This window comes from Methylomonas sp. LL1, from assembly GCF_015711015.1.
Lineage (GTDB): Bacteria > Pseudomonadota > Gammaproteobacteria > Methylococcales > Methylomonadaceae > Methylomonas.
On sequence record NZ_CP064653.1, the window covers coordinates 3,605,274 to 3,624,374 of the forward strand.

General features: G+C 53.0%; 19 protein-coding genes. All 19 read right to left on the reverse strand.

The window, feature by feature from the left end; genetic code table 11:
• Positions 1-21: 21 nt before the first annotated feature.
• Positions 22-1,248 carry a cell division protein FtsA gene (gene ftsA, locus IVG45_RS16850; protein ID WP_196434956.1) on the reverse strand — a complete coding sequence of 409 codons (1,227 nt, stop codon included), beginning with the start codon at positions 1,246-1,248 and terminating at the stop codon, positions 22-24.
• Positions 1,249-1,272: 24 nt separating this feature from the next.
• Entirely contained in the window at positions 1,273-2,010 is a 738-nt protein-coding gene (locus tag IVG45_RS16855) for a cell division protein FtsQ/DivIB (protein WP_230874624.1), read from the reverse strand.
• A gap of 1 nt (position 2,011) precedes the next feature.
• Positions 2,012-2,947, reverse strand: a complete 936-nt coding sequence (locus IVG45_RS16860) for a D-alanine--D-alanine ligase (RefSeq protein ID WP_196434957.1) — start codon at positions 2,945-2,947, stop codon at positions 2,012-2,014.
• Entirely contained in the window at positions 2,944-3,834 is an 891-nt protein-coding gene (gene murB / locus IVG45_RS16865; protein ID WP_196434958.1) for a UDP-N-acetylmuramate dehydrogenase, read from the reverse strand. The genes IVG45_RS16860 and murB overlap by 4 nt, the downstream gene beginning before the upstream one ends.
• Complete coding sequence (gene murC / locus IVG45_RS16870; RefSeq protein WP_196434959.1) at positions 3,831-5,261, reverse strand: UDP-N-acetylmuramate--L-alanine ligase; 1,431 nt, start codon at positions 5,259-5,261, stop codon at positions 3,831-3,833. Before murC ends, murB begins: the two co-directional genes overlap by 4 nt.
• Positions 5,258-6,322, reverse strand: a complete 1,065-nt coding sequence (gene murG, locus IVG45_RS16875) for an undecaprenyldiphospho-muramoylpentapeptide beta-N-acetylglucosaminyltransferase (RefSeq protein WP_196434960.1) — start codon at positions 6,320-6,322, stop codon at positions 5,258-5,260. The genes murC and murG overlap by 4 nt, the downstream gene beginning before the upstream one ends.
• The gene (gene ftsW, locus IVG45_RS16880; RefSeq protein ID WP_196434961.1) at positions 6,319-7,488 is read right to left on the reverse strand and encodes a putative lipid II flippase FtsW; all 1,170 of its coding nucleotides are present in this window, start codon (positions 7,486-7,488) and stop codon (positions 6,319-6,321) included. Before ftsW ends, murG begins: the two co-directional genes overlap by 4 nt.
• Entirely contained in the window at positions 7,488-8,855 is a 1,368-nt protein-coding gene (gene murD, locus IVG45_RS16885; RefSeq protein WP_196434962.1) for a UDP-N-acetylmuramoyl-L-alanine--D-glutamate ligase, read from the reverse strand. Before murD ends, ftsW begins: the two co-directional genes overlap by 1 nt.
• 2 nt (positions 8,856-8,857) lie before the next feature.
• Positions 8,858-9,940: a phospho-N-acetylmuramoyl-pentapeptide-transferase gene (gene mraY / locus IVG45_RS16890; protein WP_196434963.1), complete on the reverse strand. Its 1,083-nt coding sequence runs from the start codon at positions 9,938-9,940 to the stop codon at positions 8,858-8,860.
• Complete coding sequence (locus IVG45_RS16895; protein ID WP_196434964.1) at positions 9,940-11,307, reverse strand: UDP-N-acetylmuramoyl-tripeptide--D-alanyl-D-alanine ligase; 1,368 nt, start codon at positions 11,305-11,307, stop codon at positions 9,940-9,942. The genes mraY and IVG45_RS16895 overlap by 1 nt, the downstream gene beginning before the upstream one ends.
• Positions 11,304-12,767, reverse strand: a complete 1,464-nt coding sequence (locus IVG45_RS16900) for a UDP-N-acetylmuramoyl-L-alanyl-D-glutamate--2,6-diaminopimelate ligase (protein WP_196434965.1) — start codon at positions 12,765-12,767, stop codon at positions 11,304-11,306. The genes IVG45_RS16895 and IVG45_RS16900 overlap by 4 nt, the downstream gene beginning before the upstream one ends.
• Positions 12,764-14,488, reverse strand: a complete 1,725-nt coding sequence (locus IVG45_RS16905; RefSeq protein ID WP_196434966.1) for a peptidoglycan D,D-transpeptidase FtsI family protein — start codon at positions 14,486-14,488, stop codon at positions 12,764-12,766. The genes IVG45_RS16900 and IVG45_RS16905 overlap by 4 nt, the downstream gene beginning before the upstream one ends.
• Positions 14,489-14,761: a cell division protein FtsL gene (ftsL, locus tag IVG45_RS16910; protein ID WP_196434967.1), complete on the reverse strand. Its 273-nt coding sequence runs from the start codon at positions 14,759-14,761 to the stop codon at positions 14,489-14,491.
• Positions 14,761-15,690, reverse strand: coding sequence for a 16S rRNA (cytosine(1402)-N(4))-methyltransferase RsmH (gene rsmH, locus IVG45_RS16915; protein ID WP_196438065.1), 930 nt, complete (start codon positions 15,688-15,690; stop codon positions 14,761-14,763). The genes ftsL and rsmH overlap by 1 nt, the downstream gene beginning before the upstream one ends.
• Positions 15,691-15,695: 5 nt before the next feature.
• A complete protein-coding gene (mraZ, locus tag IVG45_RS16920) occupies positions 15,696-16,163 on the reverse strand; it encodes a division/cell wall cluster transcriptional repressor MraZ (protein ID WP_196434968.1) in 468 nt (155 codons plus the stop codon).
• A gap of 346 nt (positions 16,164-16,509) precedes the next feature.
• Positions 16,510-17,508 carry an NAD(P)H-dependent glycerol-3-phosphate dehydrogenase gene (locus IVG45_RS16925; RefSeq protein ID WP_196434969.1) on the reverse strand — a complete coding sequence of 333 codons (999 nt, stop codon included), beginning with the start codon at positions 17,506-17,508 and terminating at the stop codon, positions 16,510-16,512.
• A 7-nt stretch (positions 17,509-17,515) separates the two neighbouring features.
• The gene (gene secB / locus IVG45_RS16930; protein ID WP_196434970.1) at positions 17,516-17,983 is read right to left on the reverse strand and encodes a protein-export chaperone SecB; all 468 of its coding nucleotides are present in this window, start codon (positions 17,981-17,983) and stop codon (positions 17,516-17,518) included.
• Positions 17,984-18,007: 24 nt separating this feature from the next.
• Positions 18,008-18,448: a rhodanese-like domain-containing protein gene (locus IVG45_RS16935; protein ID WP_196434971.1), complete on the reverse strand. Its 441-nt coding sequence runs from the start codon at positions 18,446-18,448 to the stop codon at positions 18,008-18,010.
• A gap of 34 nt (positions 18,449-18,482) precedes the next feature.
• Positions 18,483-18,794, reverse strand: a complete 312-nt coding sequence (locus IVG45_RS16940; protein ID WP_196438066.1) for an ArsR/SmtB family transcription factor — start codon at positions 18,792-18,794, stop codon at positions 18,483-18,485.
• Positions 18,795-19,101: the final 307 nt, after the last annotated feature.

The window sequence follows — 19,101 nt, forward strand, 5'->3', positions numbered from 1 at the left end:
TTCACACCCTCCACACACAAATTAAAAATTACCTTGAAACCAGTTTTTGATTGTTGACCATAGACTTGCTCCGTCGTCGTTCAAACCTAATGCTCGGCCATGATGGTCCTTGCCATAAATCAGCAAACCCACTGCAGTCGAATAAATCGGATTTTGCGCTACATCGGTCAATCCGGACACATGCAGCGGTGTCCCCATTCGAACCGGCATATGGAAAATTTCCTCCGCCAATTCGGTCAATCCTCGTACTTGCGAACTGCCGCCGGTAATCACCATCCCGGCCGCAATCAAATCTTCGTAACCACTGCGTCTTAACTCAGCCTGCACCAGCAGCATCAATTCCTCGTAGCGCGGCTCGACTATCTCCGCCAGATTCTGCGCGGAGATTTTGCGCGGTTCGCGGTCGCCGATACTGGGTACGTCAATCATCTGCTGAGGATCGGCCAATTGCGTCAATGCACAAGCATGTTTACGCTTGATGTCCTCGGCATTTTTGGTCGGCGTGCGCAAGGCCACGGCGATGTCGTTGGTGACTTGGTCGCCGGCAATCGGGATTACCGCCGTGTGTTTGATAGCGCCTTCGGAAAAGATCGCCAGGTCGGTGGTGCCGCCGCCAATGTCGATCAAGCAAACCCCTAGCTCTTTTTCGTCGTCGGTCAGGACGGCGGAGCAAGAGGCTAGTTGTTCCAGCACGATGTCGTCGACATCCAGTCCGCATTTGCGGATGCATTTGACGATATTTTGCTCGGCGCTGACGCTGCTGGTGACCATATGAACCTTGGCTTCCAGCCGTATGCCGGACATGCCGATCGGCTCCTTGATGCCTTCCTGCTGGTCGATTACGAACTCTTGAGGCAGGATATGCAGAATTTTCTGATCGGCCGGAATCGCGACCGCCCGTGCCGAATCGATCACTCGGTCGATGTCGTGTTGGGTGACTTCCTTTTCCTTGATCGCGACAATGCCGTGCGAATTCAAGCTTTTGATATGGCTGCCGGCGATACCGGCAAACACCGATTTAATCTGGCAACCGGCCATCAGCTCGGCTTCCTCTATCGCGCGCTGAATTGAATGCACGGTCGATTCCAGATTGACGACGATGCCTTTTTTCAAGCCTTTGGACGGTGCGGTGCCGATGCCGATGACTTCGATTTCGTCACCGCCTCGGAACTCGCCGACAATAGCAGCCACCTTAGACGTGCCTATGTCCAACCCCACTAATAAATTTCGATCTGTCTTTTTGGCCATTTTTTTGCTCGATAAGCGTTTAATTCAGGTTTTATTTTTTTGCGCGATTGCTTTCCAATCGATTTCTGTTACTTCCGGTTTCCAGGTCACCGCATAGCCGTTGGGATAACGGGTATCGACGCTGGCTATCATGGCCAGCTGTTCCTCACCCAGTAAATCCATGGTTTGTAGGAAGCGCTGCATATTTTCCAGCGGCGCCTTTCTGCCCAGTTGCATCTCCAGGCCATTGGCCAGTTTAATTCGCCACGCCCGCCGGTCGTTGACGTGGAATTCGGCCAATTGCAACGATTTATCCTTTAAGACGATGTAAACGCCCTTCATGATTTCCAGCAGTTTCTTTTCCTGACCCTCCGGCCCGGTGATCCATGGCAGATTTTTAAAATCGGCTATGTCATCCGGAATCAATATATCGCCCTGTTTATTCAGCAGAGCATTTTTTCCCCAGCGTACGATCGGTTTTTGTTCGGTAATCGTGATATGCACCGCATCCGGCCATACCCGTTTCACGTCCACTTTTTCCACCAGCGGTAAACTGCTGATCAGATGATGGATGGTATCCATATCGGCGTGGTAAAAACCCCGCTTCATCTCGGGCGTCAGTGCCTGTTTTAACTTGTCCTTGTTGGTGTACTGAAATGCCCCTTCAATCTTGACATAACGTATCGGTTTGCTGATGGCATCCTGGGTATGCAGCTGTCTCCAGCCATACCAGCCGCCTGTCAGAATCAGCAAGCCGAACATGATGACTCTTAATCTCGACACCTTAACCCGCCATGCTGGTTTCCAGGATGCGCCAGACCAGTTCGCCGAAATCCACGCCCACGGCTTTGGCCGCCATCGGTACCAGACTATGATCGGTCATGCCGGGCACGGTATTCACCTCGATCAATTGCGGGCAATCTTTATCGTCGATAAACACATCCACCCTAGCCCAGCCTTTCACATCCAGACCTTGGCAAGCTTTTAGCGCCAGTGCCCGCAATTGTTGCTCGCGCTCGGCGCTCAAGCCGCATGGGCAATGATACTGGGTGGTGTTGGCGCGGTATTTGGCGTCGAAATCGTAAAACGTATTTGGCGTTTCCAGCCGGATTGCCGGCAAGGCCTCGCCGTTTAGAATACCTACCGTGTATTCCTTACCCCGCACCCACTGCTCGGCATAGACGTCGCAACGATATTGCTTGGCCAGTTGCAACGCGGCCAGCAGTTGGTCGCGGTTATCGGCCTTGCTCATGCCGATGCTGGAGCCTTCCTGAGCCGGTTTGACGATGACCGGAAAATCTAAGTTTGCAATGCAGGCGTCGATATCTTGTTCGCTTTGCAGCACGAACCATTTGGGGGTGGAAAGCCCCATGCCTTGCCAGCACAGCTTGGTGCGCAGCTTGTCCATGCTCAGTGCAGAAGCCATTACGCCGGAACCGGTATAAGGCAATCCGAGTACCTCCAACACGGCCTGCAGCACACCGTCCTCGCCGCCACGGCCATGAATAATGTTGAATACCCGATCGACCTTGACATTGGCCAGAGCGGCTATCGGACTGCCGGTCACATCGATCGCAATCGCATCAATGCCTTGGTTTATAAGGGCTTGATAAACCTGATTACCGCTATTCAACGAGATTTCGCGTTCGGCGGCGGAGCCTCCCATCAGAACGGCGACTTTACCGAAATCAGCCGCATTTTTTATTGTCAATGGTTTCATGCTTTTTCACCTACGCGGCAGACTTCGGTTTGCAGGCTGATGCCAAATTGAGTCCGCACCTGAGTTTGAATATGTTCGATCAAGGTTTCGATGTCGGCGGCCGTGGCGCTACCCCGGTTTTCGATAAAATTGGCGTGTTTTTCCGATACCACCGCTCCGCCCACGGCAAAGCCTTTCAAGCCGCAAGCCTCGATCAGTCGGGCCGCATAATCGCCGGGTGGATTTTTAAATACCGAGCCGCAGGTCGGTTTATTGGTGGGCTGGCTGGTGTTGCGTTTTTCCAGCAAGGCCTTGATATGTTGCTGGCTGGCTTCGCTGTCGCCCTTTTTTAAGGTCAGTTGCGCCGACAAAAACCATTCGTTATCCAGGCCTTTCACCGAACGGTAAGCGACGTCGAACTCCTGCTTACCGCGCAAAATCACTTCGCCGCTTTGGTTGATCATCTCCACCCGGTCGACGATGCTCCAGGTTTCGCCGCCGAAGGCGCCGGCGTTCATTTTCAGCGCGCCGCCCATGGTGCCGGGGATGCCGGCTAAAAACTCGGCGCCGGTCAGCCCCAAATCGCTGCAAAACCTTGCCACATGGGCGCAGGGTACGCCGGCTTCGACATAGACTCGTTCGGAGTCGATCAGACGCATATCTTTCAGCCGGCCACGGGTGTTGATGACTATGCCGCGGATGCCGCCGTCGCGAACCAATAAATTGCTGCCTAGCCCTATCCAGAACAATGATTGGTCTTCCGGCAAGCTTGCGATGAATTCGATTAAATCGGCTTTGTCGTCGGGGATATACATCTGTTGCGCGGGGCCGCCAACCCGCCAGCTGGTGTATTTCGCCAACGGTTCGTTGTTCAACAAGGTGCCTTTCAATGCAATCTCGGCCATCATGCCAAAGCCTCCGTCAGTTTTTGCGGTAATTCGGCGGCGATTTGGCCGACATTGCCGGCGCCCATGGTCAGAATCACATCGTCCTTATGCACGATGCCGGCCAGGATAGTCGGCAGGTCTTCGCGATTTTGTACAAATACCGGATCGACCTGGCCGCGGATTCGGATCGAGCGGCTCAAGGCTTTGCCGTCGGCGCCGGTAATCGGTGCTTCGCCGGCGGAGTACACATCCAATAAGATCAGCACATCGACGCCGGATAATACTTCGACGAAATCCTCGAATAAGTCGCGGGTTCGGGTGTAGCGGTGCGGTTGAAATACCACCACTTTGCGCCTATCGGGCCAGGCCTGGCGCAGGGCTTCCAGCGTCGCCGCCAGTTCCCGCGGATGGTGGCCGTAATCGTCGACCAGGGTCAATTGGCCGCCATCGAAATTGAGATCGCCGTTGATCTGGAACCGCCGGCCCACGCCCTTGAATTCGTTCAAGCTTTTGACGATGGCCGCATCATCAACCCCCAAGGTGGTGGCGATGGTAATCGCCGCCAGCGCATTCAGCATGTTGTGCCAACCCGGCAGATTCAGCGTGACTTTCAAGGGTGGTAGATCGCCCCAGCGCAGCACCGTGAAATGGGTGCGCAGACCGTCCTGCTTGATGTCGACCGCGCGAACATCGGCGTAACTGCTGACACCATAGGTTTTGATCGGCTTGGATACGTTGGGCAGTACATCGCAAACGCCAGGATCGTCGATGCACATCACCGCCAGCCCGTAAAACGGCAATTGATGCAGGAATTTGAGGAAGGTATCCTTCAAGCGGTCGTAGCTGCCGCCATAGGTTTCCATGTGATCCTGGTCGATGTTGGTGACGATGGCCATCATCGGTTGCAGAAAAAGAAACGACGCATCGCTCTCGTCGGCCTCGGCCACCAGATATTTGCCCAAGCCCAGTTTGGCATTGGCGCCGGCGCTGTTCAGGCGTCCGCCGATCACGAAGGTCGGATCCAGGCCGCCCTCGGCCAGCATCATCGTGGTCAGACTGGTGGTCGTGGTTTTGCCGTGGGTTCCGGCAACGGCGATGCCGAAGCGGAAGCGCATCAGTTCGGCCAGCATTTCGGCGCGTGGGATTACCGGAATACGGTTTTCATAGGCCGTGGTAATTTCGGGGTTGGTGCGATCGACGGCGGTGGAGGTGACCACCACGTCGACATTGGCCACATTTTCGGCTTTGTGGTCGAAATAAACTTTGACCCCCATGCCTTCCAGCCTATCGGTAACGGAGGAAGCCTTGATGTCCGAGCCGGATACGCTATAGCCGAGGTTGGATAGAACTTCGGCAATCCCACTCATGCCGGTGCCGCCGATGCCGACGAAATGGATTTTATCGATGCTGCCGAGTGCCTGGGCAGGGTGAGTTAGCGGGCGGTTCATGGCTTGGCCTCCGCGATGCAAAGGTCGGCAACGGTTTCGGTGGCCGTTAATCGAGCTAGGTTTTTGGCGGCCCGGCTCATGGATGTCAATGATGTCATGGTATGTTCTATGGCCTTGCGCAAATTTTCGGCATTCAATTGGGGTTGCGGTAATAACAGGGCGGCTCCGGCTTCACTCAAGTAACGGGCGTTAGCGGTTTGATGGTCGTCAATTGCGTGTAATAGAGGCACAAAAATCGCAGGTAAGCCGCAAGCGGCTACTTCACTGACGGTCATCGCTCCAGCCCTGCATATAATTAAATCGGCCCATTGATAGACTTCCGCCATATGTTCGATGAAGGCCAAAACCTCGGCTTTCAGCCCCAGAGCTTGATAGCGTTCGGCGACCTCCGGCCGCATTTCGGTGCCGGTCTGGTGTTTGATGTCCAAATTTTTCAGGCCGGCCAAGGCTTCCGGTACGTTATCGTTCAATACTTTGGCGCCCTGGCTGCCGCCCAGCACCAGAATCCTCAAGTTGCGCTCCGAATCGGGCCGCCATTCGGATTTTTCCGGCAGTCCGATAAAGGCTTTGCGCAACGGATTGCCGGTACGGATCGCGTTGAATGATACCGGGAAACTGTCCGGAAAGGCTTCCAGCACCTTACTAGCGGCCAGTTTTACCAGCCATCGGTTGGTGGTGCCGGGGATACGGTTTTGTTCATGCACCACCAGCGGTATACCCAGCCATTTGGCCATCAATCCGCCTGGGCCGGCGACGAAACCGCCCATGCCCAGCACGACATTCGGTTGGCGGCGGCGCAAAATCCCATGCGCCTGGATGCAGGCCTGCAGTAAACGTAATACCGAGGATAGTTTCGACAGCAGGCCCTTGCCGCGCATACCCTCCACCGCCAGCCAGTCGATTTCGAATCCGTTAGCGGGTACCACCCGGCTTTCAAGGCCCTTACGGGTGCCCAGCCAGCTGACTTGCCAGCCGCGCGCGCGAAGTTCCTCGGCCACCGCCAGAGCAGGAAATACATGCCCACCGGTGCCGCCAGCCATAATCACTATACGCCCACTCATCGCTGTACGCCCTTGACGTTGCTTTTATGCAGTTCGGTCACTTCGTAATGAATCCGAAACAGTACCGCCATTGCGCCGCACATAATGATCATGCTGCCGCCGCCGTAACTCATCAGCGGTAGGGTCAACCCCTTGGTGGGTAGGATGCCCATGTTGACGCCCATGTTGACGAAGGATTGAAAGCCGAACCAGATCGACAATCCATAAGCCACTAGCGCGGAAAACCTTTCCCCGGCTTGTTCGGCTTGTTCGCCGATGGCAAAGCCTCTGACGACCAGCGCGGTGAACAGGCCGATCACCAGTACCACGCCGATCAGCCCCAGTTCTTCGCCGAGTACCGAAAACAGAAAGTCGGTGTGGGCTTCGGGCAGATAAAACAGTTTTTGCAGGCCATTGCCCAAACCGACGCCGGAAAATTCGCCACGGCCGAACGAAATCAAGGCCTGGGTTAGCTGATAGCCGCTATCCTTGGCGTGTTCCCACGGATCGATGAAGCCGGTTATGCGCTTCAGACGGTAGGGCGAGGTATAGGCCAGTATCGCCGCGGCACTTGAAACCAAGCTTACCAACACCACGAACGGCGATAAACGCGCTCCGCCCAGGAACATCATGCCCATGGCGATGATCAAAATTACCACTGCCGAACCGAAATCAGGCTCCAGCAGCAGCAGGATGCAGGCTACTGAAAACAACATCAACGGACGCATCAAACCGAAGATGGAATAGCGGACATGATCGCTATGGCGGGTGATGTAGCCGGCCATGTAAATCACCGAGATAAATTTCATCACTTCCGAAACCTGAATCCGCATGCCCAGTAGCGATAGCCAACGGGTGCTGCCGTTGACCTTGACGCCGACGCCGGGGAGTAGCACCACCAACAGTAACACCAAGCCGGCGATGAATAATGGTTGTCCGATCCGGTGCCAATGTTTCATTGGGATAGCCAGAATCGCGGCGGCAAACATCAGTCCCAGGATAATATGTACCAGTTGCTTGAACGGGTAGTAGGATACGTCGTCGGCCATTTTTACCCCCAAGTGCATGGAGGATGAAGCCACCATCACAAAGCCTATGCCGAGAAGGCACAGACAGGTGGTCAGCAAGGCTTGATCGATATGAAACCGATGGCTTGGCCGGGATTTGGCGGGTGCTGTTGACGCCATCAGATCAGCTCCAATACGGCTTCGGCAAATTTATTGCCTCTATCCGCGTAACTCTTATATTGATCGAGGCTGGCGCAGGCGGGCGACAGCAGAACGCTATCACCCGTCGCGGCTAAACCGGCGGCCATTTTTACCGCTTCTTTCATGTTGCCGGCAAAATGGGTAGGCACGCAATTATTCAAGGCTTGATCGATCAGGGGCGCATCCTTGCCCATCAAAATGACGGCCTTGGTTTTGTCCTTGATGATGGGGGCCAGTTCGGCCATATCGGCGCCCTTGCCGTCGCCGCCCGCTATCAGGATGACTTTTCGGCTATAGCCCTGTAATGCCGCAATGCAGGCGCCGATATTGGTGGCCTTGGAATCGTTGACCCAGCGCACGCCAGCAATTTCCGCTACTTTTTGCATGCGGTGCGGCAATCCCTTGAATTTTTTCAGAGCCCGGCACATGGCGTTCATGTCCATGCCGGCCGCATGCCCCAGCGCCAGCGCAGCCAGGGCATTGGCGATGTTATGGCTACCTTCCAGATTCAACTCGTCGGCGTTCATCAACACGGCATTACCCATCATCAGTTGCTCGACTTCGCCGCCGCATTTCAGATAAAAATCGGCTGTTTGTTGTACCGAAAAGCTAAAGCAGGTTCTGTGGTTGTCCCGCATGGCCATGACCGCCGGATCGTCGGCGTTCAGTATCATCGCGCCGTCGCCTCGGAATATGCGCTGCTTTTCGTGCGCGTAACCGGCCATGCCATCGTGGCGATCCAGATGATCGGCGCTTAAATTTAATACCGTGGCGGCCTTGGCATTCAGCGCCGTGGTGCGTTCCAGTTGGAAGCTGGACAGTTCCAACACGTATAAGTCGGCTTCCTGTTGCAGCAAATCCAGCGCCGGAGTGCCGAGATTGCCGCCGATGGCGGTTTTGATGCCGGCCGCATTGCCCATGTCGCCCAGCATGGTGGTTACCGTGCTTTTGCCGTTGGAACCGGTGATGGCGATAATCGGTTTGTCGGTGGCGCAAGCGAACAGATCAATGTCGCTCAATACGGTGACACCGGCTTGCATGGCCTTGTGTATGGCTTTTTCGTTCAGCGAAACGCCCGGACTAACCAATAAATGAGTGGCGACATCAAAGGCCGATTGGTCGAAACCGCCGGAAAACACCGGCACATCCGGCATTTGTTCGCGCAGGCTATCGATTCGCGGCGGATTTCTGCGGCTGTCGATCACGGCGAATTTGATCGGCGTGTTTTGTAAAAATTGAGCGGCCGAATATCCGGTCGCGCCCAGGCCGACGATCAGCAGCCGGGCATTGGCTGGCTCCAGCTTGAAATGGGTTTGCAGATTGCCGAGTAGCGCGCTGGTATCCATGACTATCTCAGTTTTAAGGTGGCCAGGCCGATTAACACCAGGATTACTGAAATGATCCAGAAGCGGACGATAATGCGCGGTTCCGGCCAACCTTTCAATTCGTAGTGGTGGTGGATGGGTGCCATCAGGAATACCCGTTTCTTGCGGGTCTTGTAGGAGCCGACCTGGATGATCACCGATATGGTTTCCATCACAAAAATACCACCCATGATCACCAGCACCACTTCTTGTCTGACTAGAACCGCCACGATGCCGAGCGCGGCACCTAAAGCCAGAGCGCCGACGTCGCCCATGAATACCATGGCCGGATAGGCGTTAAACCATAAAAAACCCAGGCCGGAACCGACCAATGCTCCGCAAAAGACTACCAGTTCGCCGGCTTTCGGGATATGCGGGATGGCCAGGTATTGCGAGAAATTAACGTGGCCGGACAGGTAGGCAAAAATCGCCAGCGCTGCGGCGATCATCACGGTCGGCATGATCGCCAAACCGTCCAGGCCGTCGGTTAGGTTAACGGCGTTGCTGGAACCGACGATGACAAAGTAAGTCAGCACCACATAGCCCCAACCCATATTCAAAATAACGTTTTTGAAAAACGGTACGATAAATTGAGTTTCGGCCGCGACTTGCGCGGTTTTATATAGATAAATTGCGGCACCCAGGGCTACGACCGATTGCCAGAAATATTTGGCCTTGGCCGAAAGGCCGTCGCTGTTACCGAGCAGGACTTTTTTGTAATCGTCGATAAAGCCGATCACGCCATGGGCCAGAGTCACCAGTAACACCACCCATATATAGCGGTTGCTTAAATCCGCGCATAACAAGGTGCTGATGGCGACCGCAAACAGTATCATCGTACCGCCCATGGTAGGCGTGCCGGATTTGGATAAATGGCTTTGCGGACCGTCGTCGCGCACGCTTTGGCCGATTTTTTGACGGGTCAACTTGTCGATCATGATCGGGCCGATGACGAACGAAATGATCAGTGCGGTCAAAATGCCTAAGATGGCGCGAAAGGTCAGGTAATTCAATACCCTGAAGCCACTGTCCAGGCTGATTAAAAAGTCTGCGAGTAAAAGTAACATTATGCCGCTCTGAAGTTGTCTACTAGCGCCGCCACTACATTTTCCATTTTTTGGGCGCGCGAGCCCTTAACCAAAATAATTTCCTGGCCGGTAATCGCCTGGTTCAAGGTGTTGATTAACTGTTCCTGAGTGTCGAAAAATTGGCCATTGTCGCCAAAATTATTCACGGTGTATCGCGCCAACTCGCCGGTGGCGAACAGGCGTTGTACCGGAATGGCTTTGATCATATCGCCCATCTGGGCGTGGATGGCCGGGCTGTCGTTACCGAGTTCACCGAAGGCTCCTAGTGCCAGCCAAATCGGCTGTTGGCAATGGCTGACGGCTGTCAGGGCGGCTTTTAACGAAGCCGGATTAGCGTTATAGGTGTCGTCGATGACGAGATTATTTTTACGGCCTTGCAGGGCTTGCATGCGGCCGGTGACCGGTTTCATTTGTTCCAATCCGCGTTTTATGTCAGCTAACCCGATGCCGAATTGCATGGCTACCGCCGCCGCCGCCAACGCATTTTTTACGTTGTGTTCGCCGGCCAGGTTCAATTGAATGCCCAGGCTCTCGGTTTTGGTTTTTAAATCGAATCGGGTGGTAAAGCCTTGTTGATCCAGTTGCGCGATGATGTTTTCGGCACGGACGTCCGCCGCTGCGTCAAAGCCGAAGCTGGCGTGTTTACGCTGGCCGACTTTTTCCTCCAGCCAAAAATCGTAGAACGGATCGTCGCGGTTTAATACCGCCGTACCCTCGGGACTCAGGCTTTCGATGATTTCGGCCTTGGTGTTGGCGACGCCGCTAATGTCGCCAAAGCCTTCGATATGTGCCTGGCCGACATTGGTAATTACGCAGACATCGGCTTGCGCGTAGCGGCTGGTGTAGGCAATTTCGCCTGGGTGGTTGGCGCCCATTTCAATGACGGCATATCCGTGGCTTTGGTCCAGGCGCAGCAAAGTCAGGGGGACACCGATGTCGTTATTTAAATTACCCTGGGTAAATAAGGTGTTGCCCTGGGTGGCAAATATGGCCGCAATCATTTCCTTGACGCTGGTCTTGCCGTTGCTGCCCGTGACGCCGGCGATTTTCACCGCTAACCGTTTACGCCAGTAACCGGCCAATTCCGCTAACGCAAGATGGGTGTCCTTGACTCGAATTTGCGGCAACGGGCTGGATAAAGGCTGGCTGACTAGAATCGCCGCCGCTCCGGCTTGCTCGGCTTTGCCGACAAAGTCGTGACCATCGAAATGTTGGCCTTTGATCGCGATGTACAAATCGCCGCTGTTCAGCGTGCGCGTATCGATACCCACTCCGGTTACGGTCAGGTCGTTGCCGATCAGGGTGCCTTGCACGGCTTGGGCAATGTCGCTGAGTTGCAATTTCATGGCTTGGGTCTCCATGCGGCTAATGCCTGTTGCACCACGGCCTGGTCACTGAACGGAATTTTGACACCTTTGATCTCCTGGTAATTTTCATGGCCCTTGCCGGCGATCACCACGCGATCGTCTTGGCCTGCTTGTTGTATCACTGTCGTTATTGCCGTGTTTCTGTCGTTAATAATGCTGACTTTATTACTCTGGCAGCCCGCTAAAATGTCGTTAATAATGTCAGCCGAAGCTTCGCTGCGTGGATTGTCGTCGGTAACAATCACATGGTCCGCATAGGTTTCGGCGATTCGGCCCATCTGTGGCCGTTTGCCTTTGTCCCGATCGCCGCCGCAACCGAATACCGTCCATAACTTGCCGGTGCCTCTGGCCGCTAAAAGAACTTTTTCCAAGGCGTCCGGGGTGTGAGCATAATCAACCACCACCGAAGGCTTGCCTTGTCCGCCGAATGTTTCCATGCGGCCAGTCACGGCTTTTAGTCGCGCCAATTGCGCCACGGCTTGGTCAAATGGCCAGCCCATCGCTAGCAATACGCACAAAACCGTCAATACATTCAGTAAATTGAATGCGCCCACCACCGAGGTGCTTGCGCGAAGCGTCTGTCCCGACCAGTGCACGTCGAAGCAAATGCCGCCGCTGTTGTGTTGCACGTTATCGGCTACTACGCATTCCACGTCATCGGCTCTCCGGCCGCTGGTGCTGAATCCCCAACAGTTGACGTTTTCATCCAAAGCCGAAAGCACTTCTTCGCTGTTGGGATCGTCCAGATTGATCACGGCAAACTGTAAGGCCGGATTGGTGAACAAGCCCAGTTTGGCGCGCAGATACTCCCGCATGGTGCCGTGATAATCCAGGTGATCACGGCTCAAATTGGTAAATACGGCGCCTTTAAAGTCAACAGCATTCACCCTGCCTTGCTGTAAACCGTGGGATGACACTTCCATCGCCACTATCCGTTTGCCTTGTTTATCCAAGGTATGCAGCATGTGCTGCACGGCTAGCGCGTCCGGGGTCGTATTGGCCGTCGTTTGTAATTGTCCTGGTTCGCCCCAGCCCAGCGTGCCGATCACGCCGCAATCGGCTGCCGCTTGAGCGATTAACTGGCTGCAAGTGGTCTTGCCATTGGTGCCGGTTATGCCGATTACATCAAGCCGTTTTGAGGGGTGACTGTAAAAACGGGCCGCTATCTGGCCTAAATGCCGGCTCAAGTCAATGATCGCAACCGCCGGAACACCCGTGGTTTTTGGTTGCGGATCGGCTATCCCCTCGGGATCGTAAATCACCGCAACGGCACCGTTGTCTATCGCTTGTTCTGCATGATTAAGTCCATGCCGCAATGCGCCATTCAGTGCGATAAACAGTTCGCCCGCTTTGACCGATCTGCTGTCCAGACACAAGCCGCTGATTTCAAGATCGGTGTTAATCTCGGCGATGCCGAGCAATAACTGGCTTAATTTCATTGTCTGGTCAGCAATAATGGCATGGTGTCCATCCCGTCCGGTTCCACGCCGTAAATTCTCAATAGGCCCGACATCACGCCGGAAAATGCCGGCGCCGCAACCAGTCCACCATAATATTGGCCGGTGGTCGGTTCGTCGACGACCACCGCAATCACAAAGCGTGGATTGCTGGCGGGCGCCATTCCCACGAATACCGATAAGTATTTGTCGTGGGTGTAACCGCCTTCAGCGGAGGCTTTCTTTACGGTGCCGGTTTTGCCGGCTACCCGATAGCCTTCGACTCTGGCTTGATAAGCGGTGCCCTCTTTGCTGATCACATGTTCCAGCATATCTCTAACCTTGCGCGCGGTTTCCGGTTTGAATATGCGTCTGGCGTCCGGATCTTCGTCGCGCTTCAACAACGAAACAGAATGCACGATGCCGTCATCGGCGATGGCCGTATAAGCTCTTGCCAGTTGCAATATCGAGGTCGAAACGCCATAACCGAACGACAAAATGGCTTGGTCGAACTCATGCCAGCCTTGGTAATCCAATAAAGAACCGCTGGCCTCTCCCGGAAAGCCGACGCCGGCGGAGTTGCCGAAACCCAAATTGCTGTATACGCTCCAGAAATATTCCGGCGGCATGCTCATCGCAATCTTAGTTACCGCGATGTTGCTGGACTTTTGCAACACCAGGGTCAAATCCATCGTGCCGTAGTTATGAATGTCTTTCACCACATTGCGGCCGACGTGATAGACCCCATGCGTTTCAATCATGGCATTGGGATCGACATAGCCGCCGTCCAGCGCCGCCGCGACCACGAACGGTTTCACGGTCGAGCCCGGCTCGAAACTGTCGACCATAGCGCGATTGCGGTAACGGTCGCTACGCAGTTCCCGCCGGTTGTTCGGATTAAAAGCCGGCTGGCTGACCGATGCCAATACGTCGCCGTTATTTGCATCCAAAACCACTAGCGACGCCGAGTGGGCCTTATGTTTCAGTACGGCGGTCTGCAATTCCCGATAAGCCAGATACTGTATTCTTTCGTCTATGGTTAACACCAGGTCTTGGCCGGGTATGGCTTCCTGAATGTTTTCCACGTCCTTGATGATATGGCCCTTGCCATCCTTGATCACACGTTTCTTGCCGGGTTTGCCGCGCAGGATGTGCTCATAACCGTGTTCCATGCCTTCCTGGCCGGCATCGTCGATATTGGTAAAGCCGAGCAAATGCCCGGACGTGGCGCCGGCCGGATAATAGCGTTTGAAAGCCTTCTCAAAATACACCCCGGTAATTTCCAGCGCCTTTACTTTTTCCGCCAGATCCGGATTGATTTGCCGTTTGACGTAGACAAAGCGTTTATTGGCTTCCTTTTTTAAGAATGCCCGCCAGTCCTTATCGGCAATTCCCAGGATCTTGGCCATTTGTTCGACTTTTCCCCGATCGCCATCCTTGATCTGGCGCATGTTCATCCAGATCGACTGCACTGGTGTACTGATGGCCAGGGGTTCGCCGTTTCTATCTTTAATCTGCCCGCGATAGGCGGGAACGTCGACGATACCCACATGTTGTAAATCGCCTTTATCCTGTAAAAACTCTTTATCAAGCACTTGCAAATACACCGCGCGCCCGGTCAATGTCATCATCGCTGTCAATATGACGCCCAATAACAGCTTGCGCCGGATCGGAAAGTCCATGGCTGACGAGGTTGCCGATCGGGCTCCTGTGGAAATTCGCATTTAAGGCTTGATATAAACAATTTTATTTTGGGCCGGCAAAGTCAGTAAAAGGCGGTTTCTGGCTTCGATTTCAACCCGGTTTTCTTCTGTAAGCGTGGTCAGTTCCAATTGCAAGCGCCCCCACTCGACTTCGAAGTCATCCAGTTGTTTTTCCTTTTTCTGGATTTCAATAAACAACAGTCTGGACTGGTATTTGCTGTAAATGACCGCGATTGCCGATAACATCAGCATCGCAACCAAAATGCTCAGCAAAATATTTTTTATGGCGGCCATCAAATCTTCTCCGCCACGCGCATGATGGCGCTACGCGCTCTAGGGTTGCGTTCTAATTCTTGTTGCTCGGCGCGTATCGATTTACCTATTTTTTTAAGCTGACCTCTTGCGATGTCCTGTTCTTTAATCGGCAAACGTCCGGGATTGTTTTTAAGTCCGGATTCTTCGCGGATAAAGCGTTTTACAATGCGATCCTCCAGCGAATGAAAAGCAATGACGACCAGCCGTCCCCTTGGCGCCAATACCTGAACCGATTGGGTCAGCGCGGTTTTGATCTGCTCCAGCTCTTGGTTGATTTCAATTCGAATCGCCTGAAAGGTGCGCGTGGCGGGATGTTTGTGTTTATCCCGAAACGGCACGCATTCTTCAATCAATTTGGCCAGTTGCAACGTGGTTTCCAGCGGTTTATGCAGCCGCTGCTGAACGATTGCCTTGGCAATGCGCCGAGCAAAACGTTCTTCGCCGTACTCAAACAATACCTTGGTCAAGTCTTGTTCATCGACCTGGGCGAGATACTGTGCGGCGGTCAAACCGTCGTGGGTATTCATCCGCATATCCAGCGGGCCGTCGCGTAGAAAGCTGAAACCGCGATCGGCGCTATCCAGTTGTGGCGACGACACGCCTAAATCCATCAGAATGCCATTTACTTGGCCGCTGTAACCAAGCCGGGCCACCGTGGCGGCCAAATCGGCAAAGCAACCGTGGTGTAGACTAAAACGGTTGTCGGTCAATAATTGTTTGGCCTCATCGCTATTGATGGCCTCTATGTCCCGATCAAATGCCAGTAATTTTCCTGAATCATCTAGAGCTTGCAATATCCCCGAGCTGTGTCCGCCTCGGCCAAATGTGCAATCGACATAGACCCCGCCCGCGATGAGGTTGAGGCTTTCTAGTGCCTCGCTATATAAAACGGCTTGATGCGGGGGCATGGTTGTCAAAATGACAAAGCGCCGAGCTCTTCAAGGCCCTCAGTGTCGCTGCCGTCCAGCCATTCTTGTTCTTTTGCCTGCCAGGCGCTGTCGCTCCATATTTCAAATTTATTTAACTGGCCCACCAGAAAAATATGCTTATCCATGGCTGCAAATGCGCGCAATTTTTCCGGAAGCAACAAGCGGCCCTGGGTGTCCATTTCGCATTCCGTGGCATTGCCGATCACAAAACGGCGAAGTTTGCCGGCCATTTTGTTGAGGGTAGGCAGCTTGCTGATGGTTTGCTCGAGTTTTTCCCATTCCGGTAATGGGTAAAGCCATAGGCAGCCGGGTTCACCGACGCATTTATCATCAACGGCAACCGTTACAACCAATTGACGCTCGCAGCATTCCTGTAACTCCTCCCGATAGCGGGTAGGAATCGCAATGCGCCCTTTCGCATCCAAATTGATTGAACTTATGCCTCGAAACAAGATGAGCCTCAACTAATCGAAAAAATCCCTTTTTAACCACTTTACATCATTTTTGCACCACTATAGTTTTCAATAGAAGCTTAGTCAAGTGAGATTCTGATTAAATTCTTTCTTTTTCTACAATGACTTACGGGTTATTTGTTCATAATGAAAGGGTTTCGCCGGACAAAAAAATAAAGTTTATTTTTATCAGATGCTTAATATATTTTATTGATGTTGAATATGACTAAGTCGCTCGGGCAATATGCCGAGTTATCGGTAATAGTGGGATGCGGGCAGGTGTTTTGAGGCGAGGAGTTCGCGGGATTTATTCTTGACGTGTTAGGAGCGAAAAGCCCAATCAATTTTAGATTTCAGGCTTTTGATCCCTTGTAAGCAGGTTTTGCACGGCTAATTTGGGGTCGAGATCATGAAATAGCACGTTGTAGACTTGTTCGGTGATCGGCATTTCGATGTGGTGTTTTTGCGCGAGAAGGTGGGCTTCGCGCGCGGCCGATATGCCTTCGACGGATTGATCGATTTCCTGGATTGCTTGTGCTCGGCTTTTCCCTTGACCTAATGCTAGGCCGAATCTCCGGTTTCTTGATTGATTGTCGGTACAAGTCAAAATCAAATCGCCTAAGCCCGCCAAGCCCATGAAGGTGTCGGGTTGGCCGCCTAATTTGATTCCCAGGCGCATGATTTCAGTTAGGCCGCGAGTGATTAGAGCCGCCCGAGTATTGGCGCCAAAGCCCAAGCCATCGGCTATGCCGGCGGCTATAGCCAGAACATTCTTGCAGGCACCGCCGGCCTGCACGCCGATGATGTCGTTGCTGGTGTAGGTTCTAAAGCGATGGTTATGGAAGATGGCGGCAACTTGAGCTGCAAATTGATGGGAGGCGGAGGCTACTGTGATGGCCGTGGGTAGGCCATCGGCGACTTCCTTGGCAAAAGTGGGGCCGGAAAGCGCGGCGGTTAATACATTTTTACCGAGTACCTCCATAACCACATTGCTTAATAGCGCGCCGCTGTCGCTGTCAAAGCCCTTGGTTGCCCAGGCGATTTGCGGTTGTGGCCCTAAAAAAGGTTTAATATTTTGCAGCGTGGTTCTGAAGGCATGGCTGGGTACCGAAATCAGTATCAGGCCGCTAAATTGTACGCACTCTTTTAGGTCGGCGGTTACACTAAGATTGTCGGGGAACGGAGTCCCCGGAAGGTAGCGTTGATTTTCGCCGGCCAGCTTCAGTGCGCTTATGCTTTGCCAGCTATGCCCCCATAACATGGTGTTGCAACCATTTCGAGCAGATTGAATAGCCAGGGCGGTGCCCCAGGAGCCGGCGCCCAGTACGCTAAGGGATGGGGGCATGGATTACTCAATTTAATGTTTTTGCTTCGGAGTTTTGTTGGCTCTGTTGTAAATGTTGCATATACAGGGCATCAAAGTTGACCGGGGCCAAAATTAATTGAGGAAATCCGCCCTTGTTGACGAGGTCGGATATGGCTTCTCGAGCATAGGGAAACAAAACGTTAGGGCAAAAACTGCCTAGCATCGGCCCCATTTCCTGTTCGTTAAAGCCTGCGATGGTAAAGATGCCGGCCTGATTGATTTCAACCAGGTAGGCAGTGGTATCGGCTATTTTTACGGTGACCGTGATGGTCAGCGATACTTCGTACATCGAATTTTCAAGGTTTTCGACATGAGTGCCCAGATTCAGGTCAAGTGCCGGTTCCCATTTTAAGGTAAACACTTTAGGTGAGTTAGGGGTTTCAAAAGAAATATCCTTGGTATAGATCTTCTGGATGGCGAATTGCTTTTCGCCGGCTGTGGTGGTTTCTGCCATGATTCAGTGCCAGGTTGGTTGATGTTAGTTGTTGGTTTTATTGCTGATTTTGATCGGTAGTTTGTTTTCTTCCCAGGATTGCATGCCGCCCAGCATGTTGAATACTTGGCCGAACTCCGCTTTGGTCAGGGTTTTGCATGCCGGTACCGAACGGGCGCCGGTTTGGCAAACGACGATAATCGGCTGGCTTTTGTACTTTTCCAGGGAGGGCAATTTTTCCTCTATTTTGCCCAGCGGAATGTTGATGGCATTCTCGATGTGGCTTTTTAGAAATTCATTCGGTTCTCTGACGTCGATCACCACGGTTTTATCGTTGTTCATTTTGGTTACGGCAATCAGTGGTGAAATACTTTCGTAACCGTTGAATGAATTAGAGACTAAATCCTGGATCAGCAGAAAAATAACGCAGACCAGCGAAAATGAAAGCAGATAATGGTTGGAAATAAATTCAATATATTGGTCCATCGCGGATTTGAAGTGGTTGATTGGAGGAATAAGGTTAGGTTTCGCAAAAAACCTTGCGCATCATTTCGATCAGATTTATCACGCGCTTATCATCGATATAATAAAAAACTCGATTGGCATCCTTCTTGAAATCGAGGATACCCTTGTCTCTTAATATGGCCAAATGTTGTGATATGTTGCTTTGACTGGTGCCAACCTGGTCGACGATGTCCTGGACGCTGATCGATTTATCGCCAAGCACGCAAAGTATCTTAAGGCGTAAAGGGTGTGACATGGCTTTTAGGCAGCGAGAGGCGCGATTAATATCGTGGTCGTCGTAGAGTATGTGATCGTCGATGTCTTCCATAGGGGTCGTCATAAGATTTTCAATGTGCCCTCATTAGCGCGTTTTTCACGCTACGTCAGTATACGCCTGCTGTATAATGATGGCTAAATCAGCGAACTTAGCGCTTGAGTTGCTGCAAAAGGCTAGCAAATCTAACAGAGTGAGCGCCAATGTTCAATAGCTGGGGTTCGATCCGGCATTGAAGCAATATGTCGGCTGAATCCGCTGGACGCCGGCAACAGAATCCACGCAACGTTTGGAGTTACTAAACAATGGGGAATCGACCGAAACCCTTGGTGTTATTGATCGTCGATTACGGCAATATCGA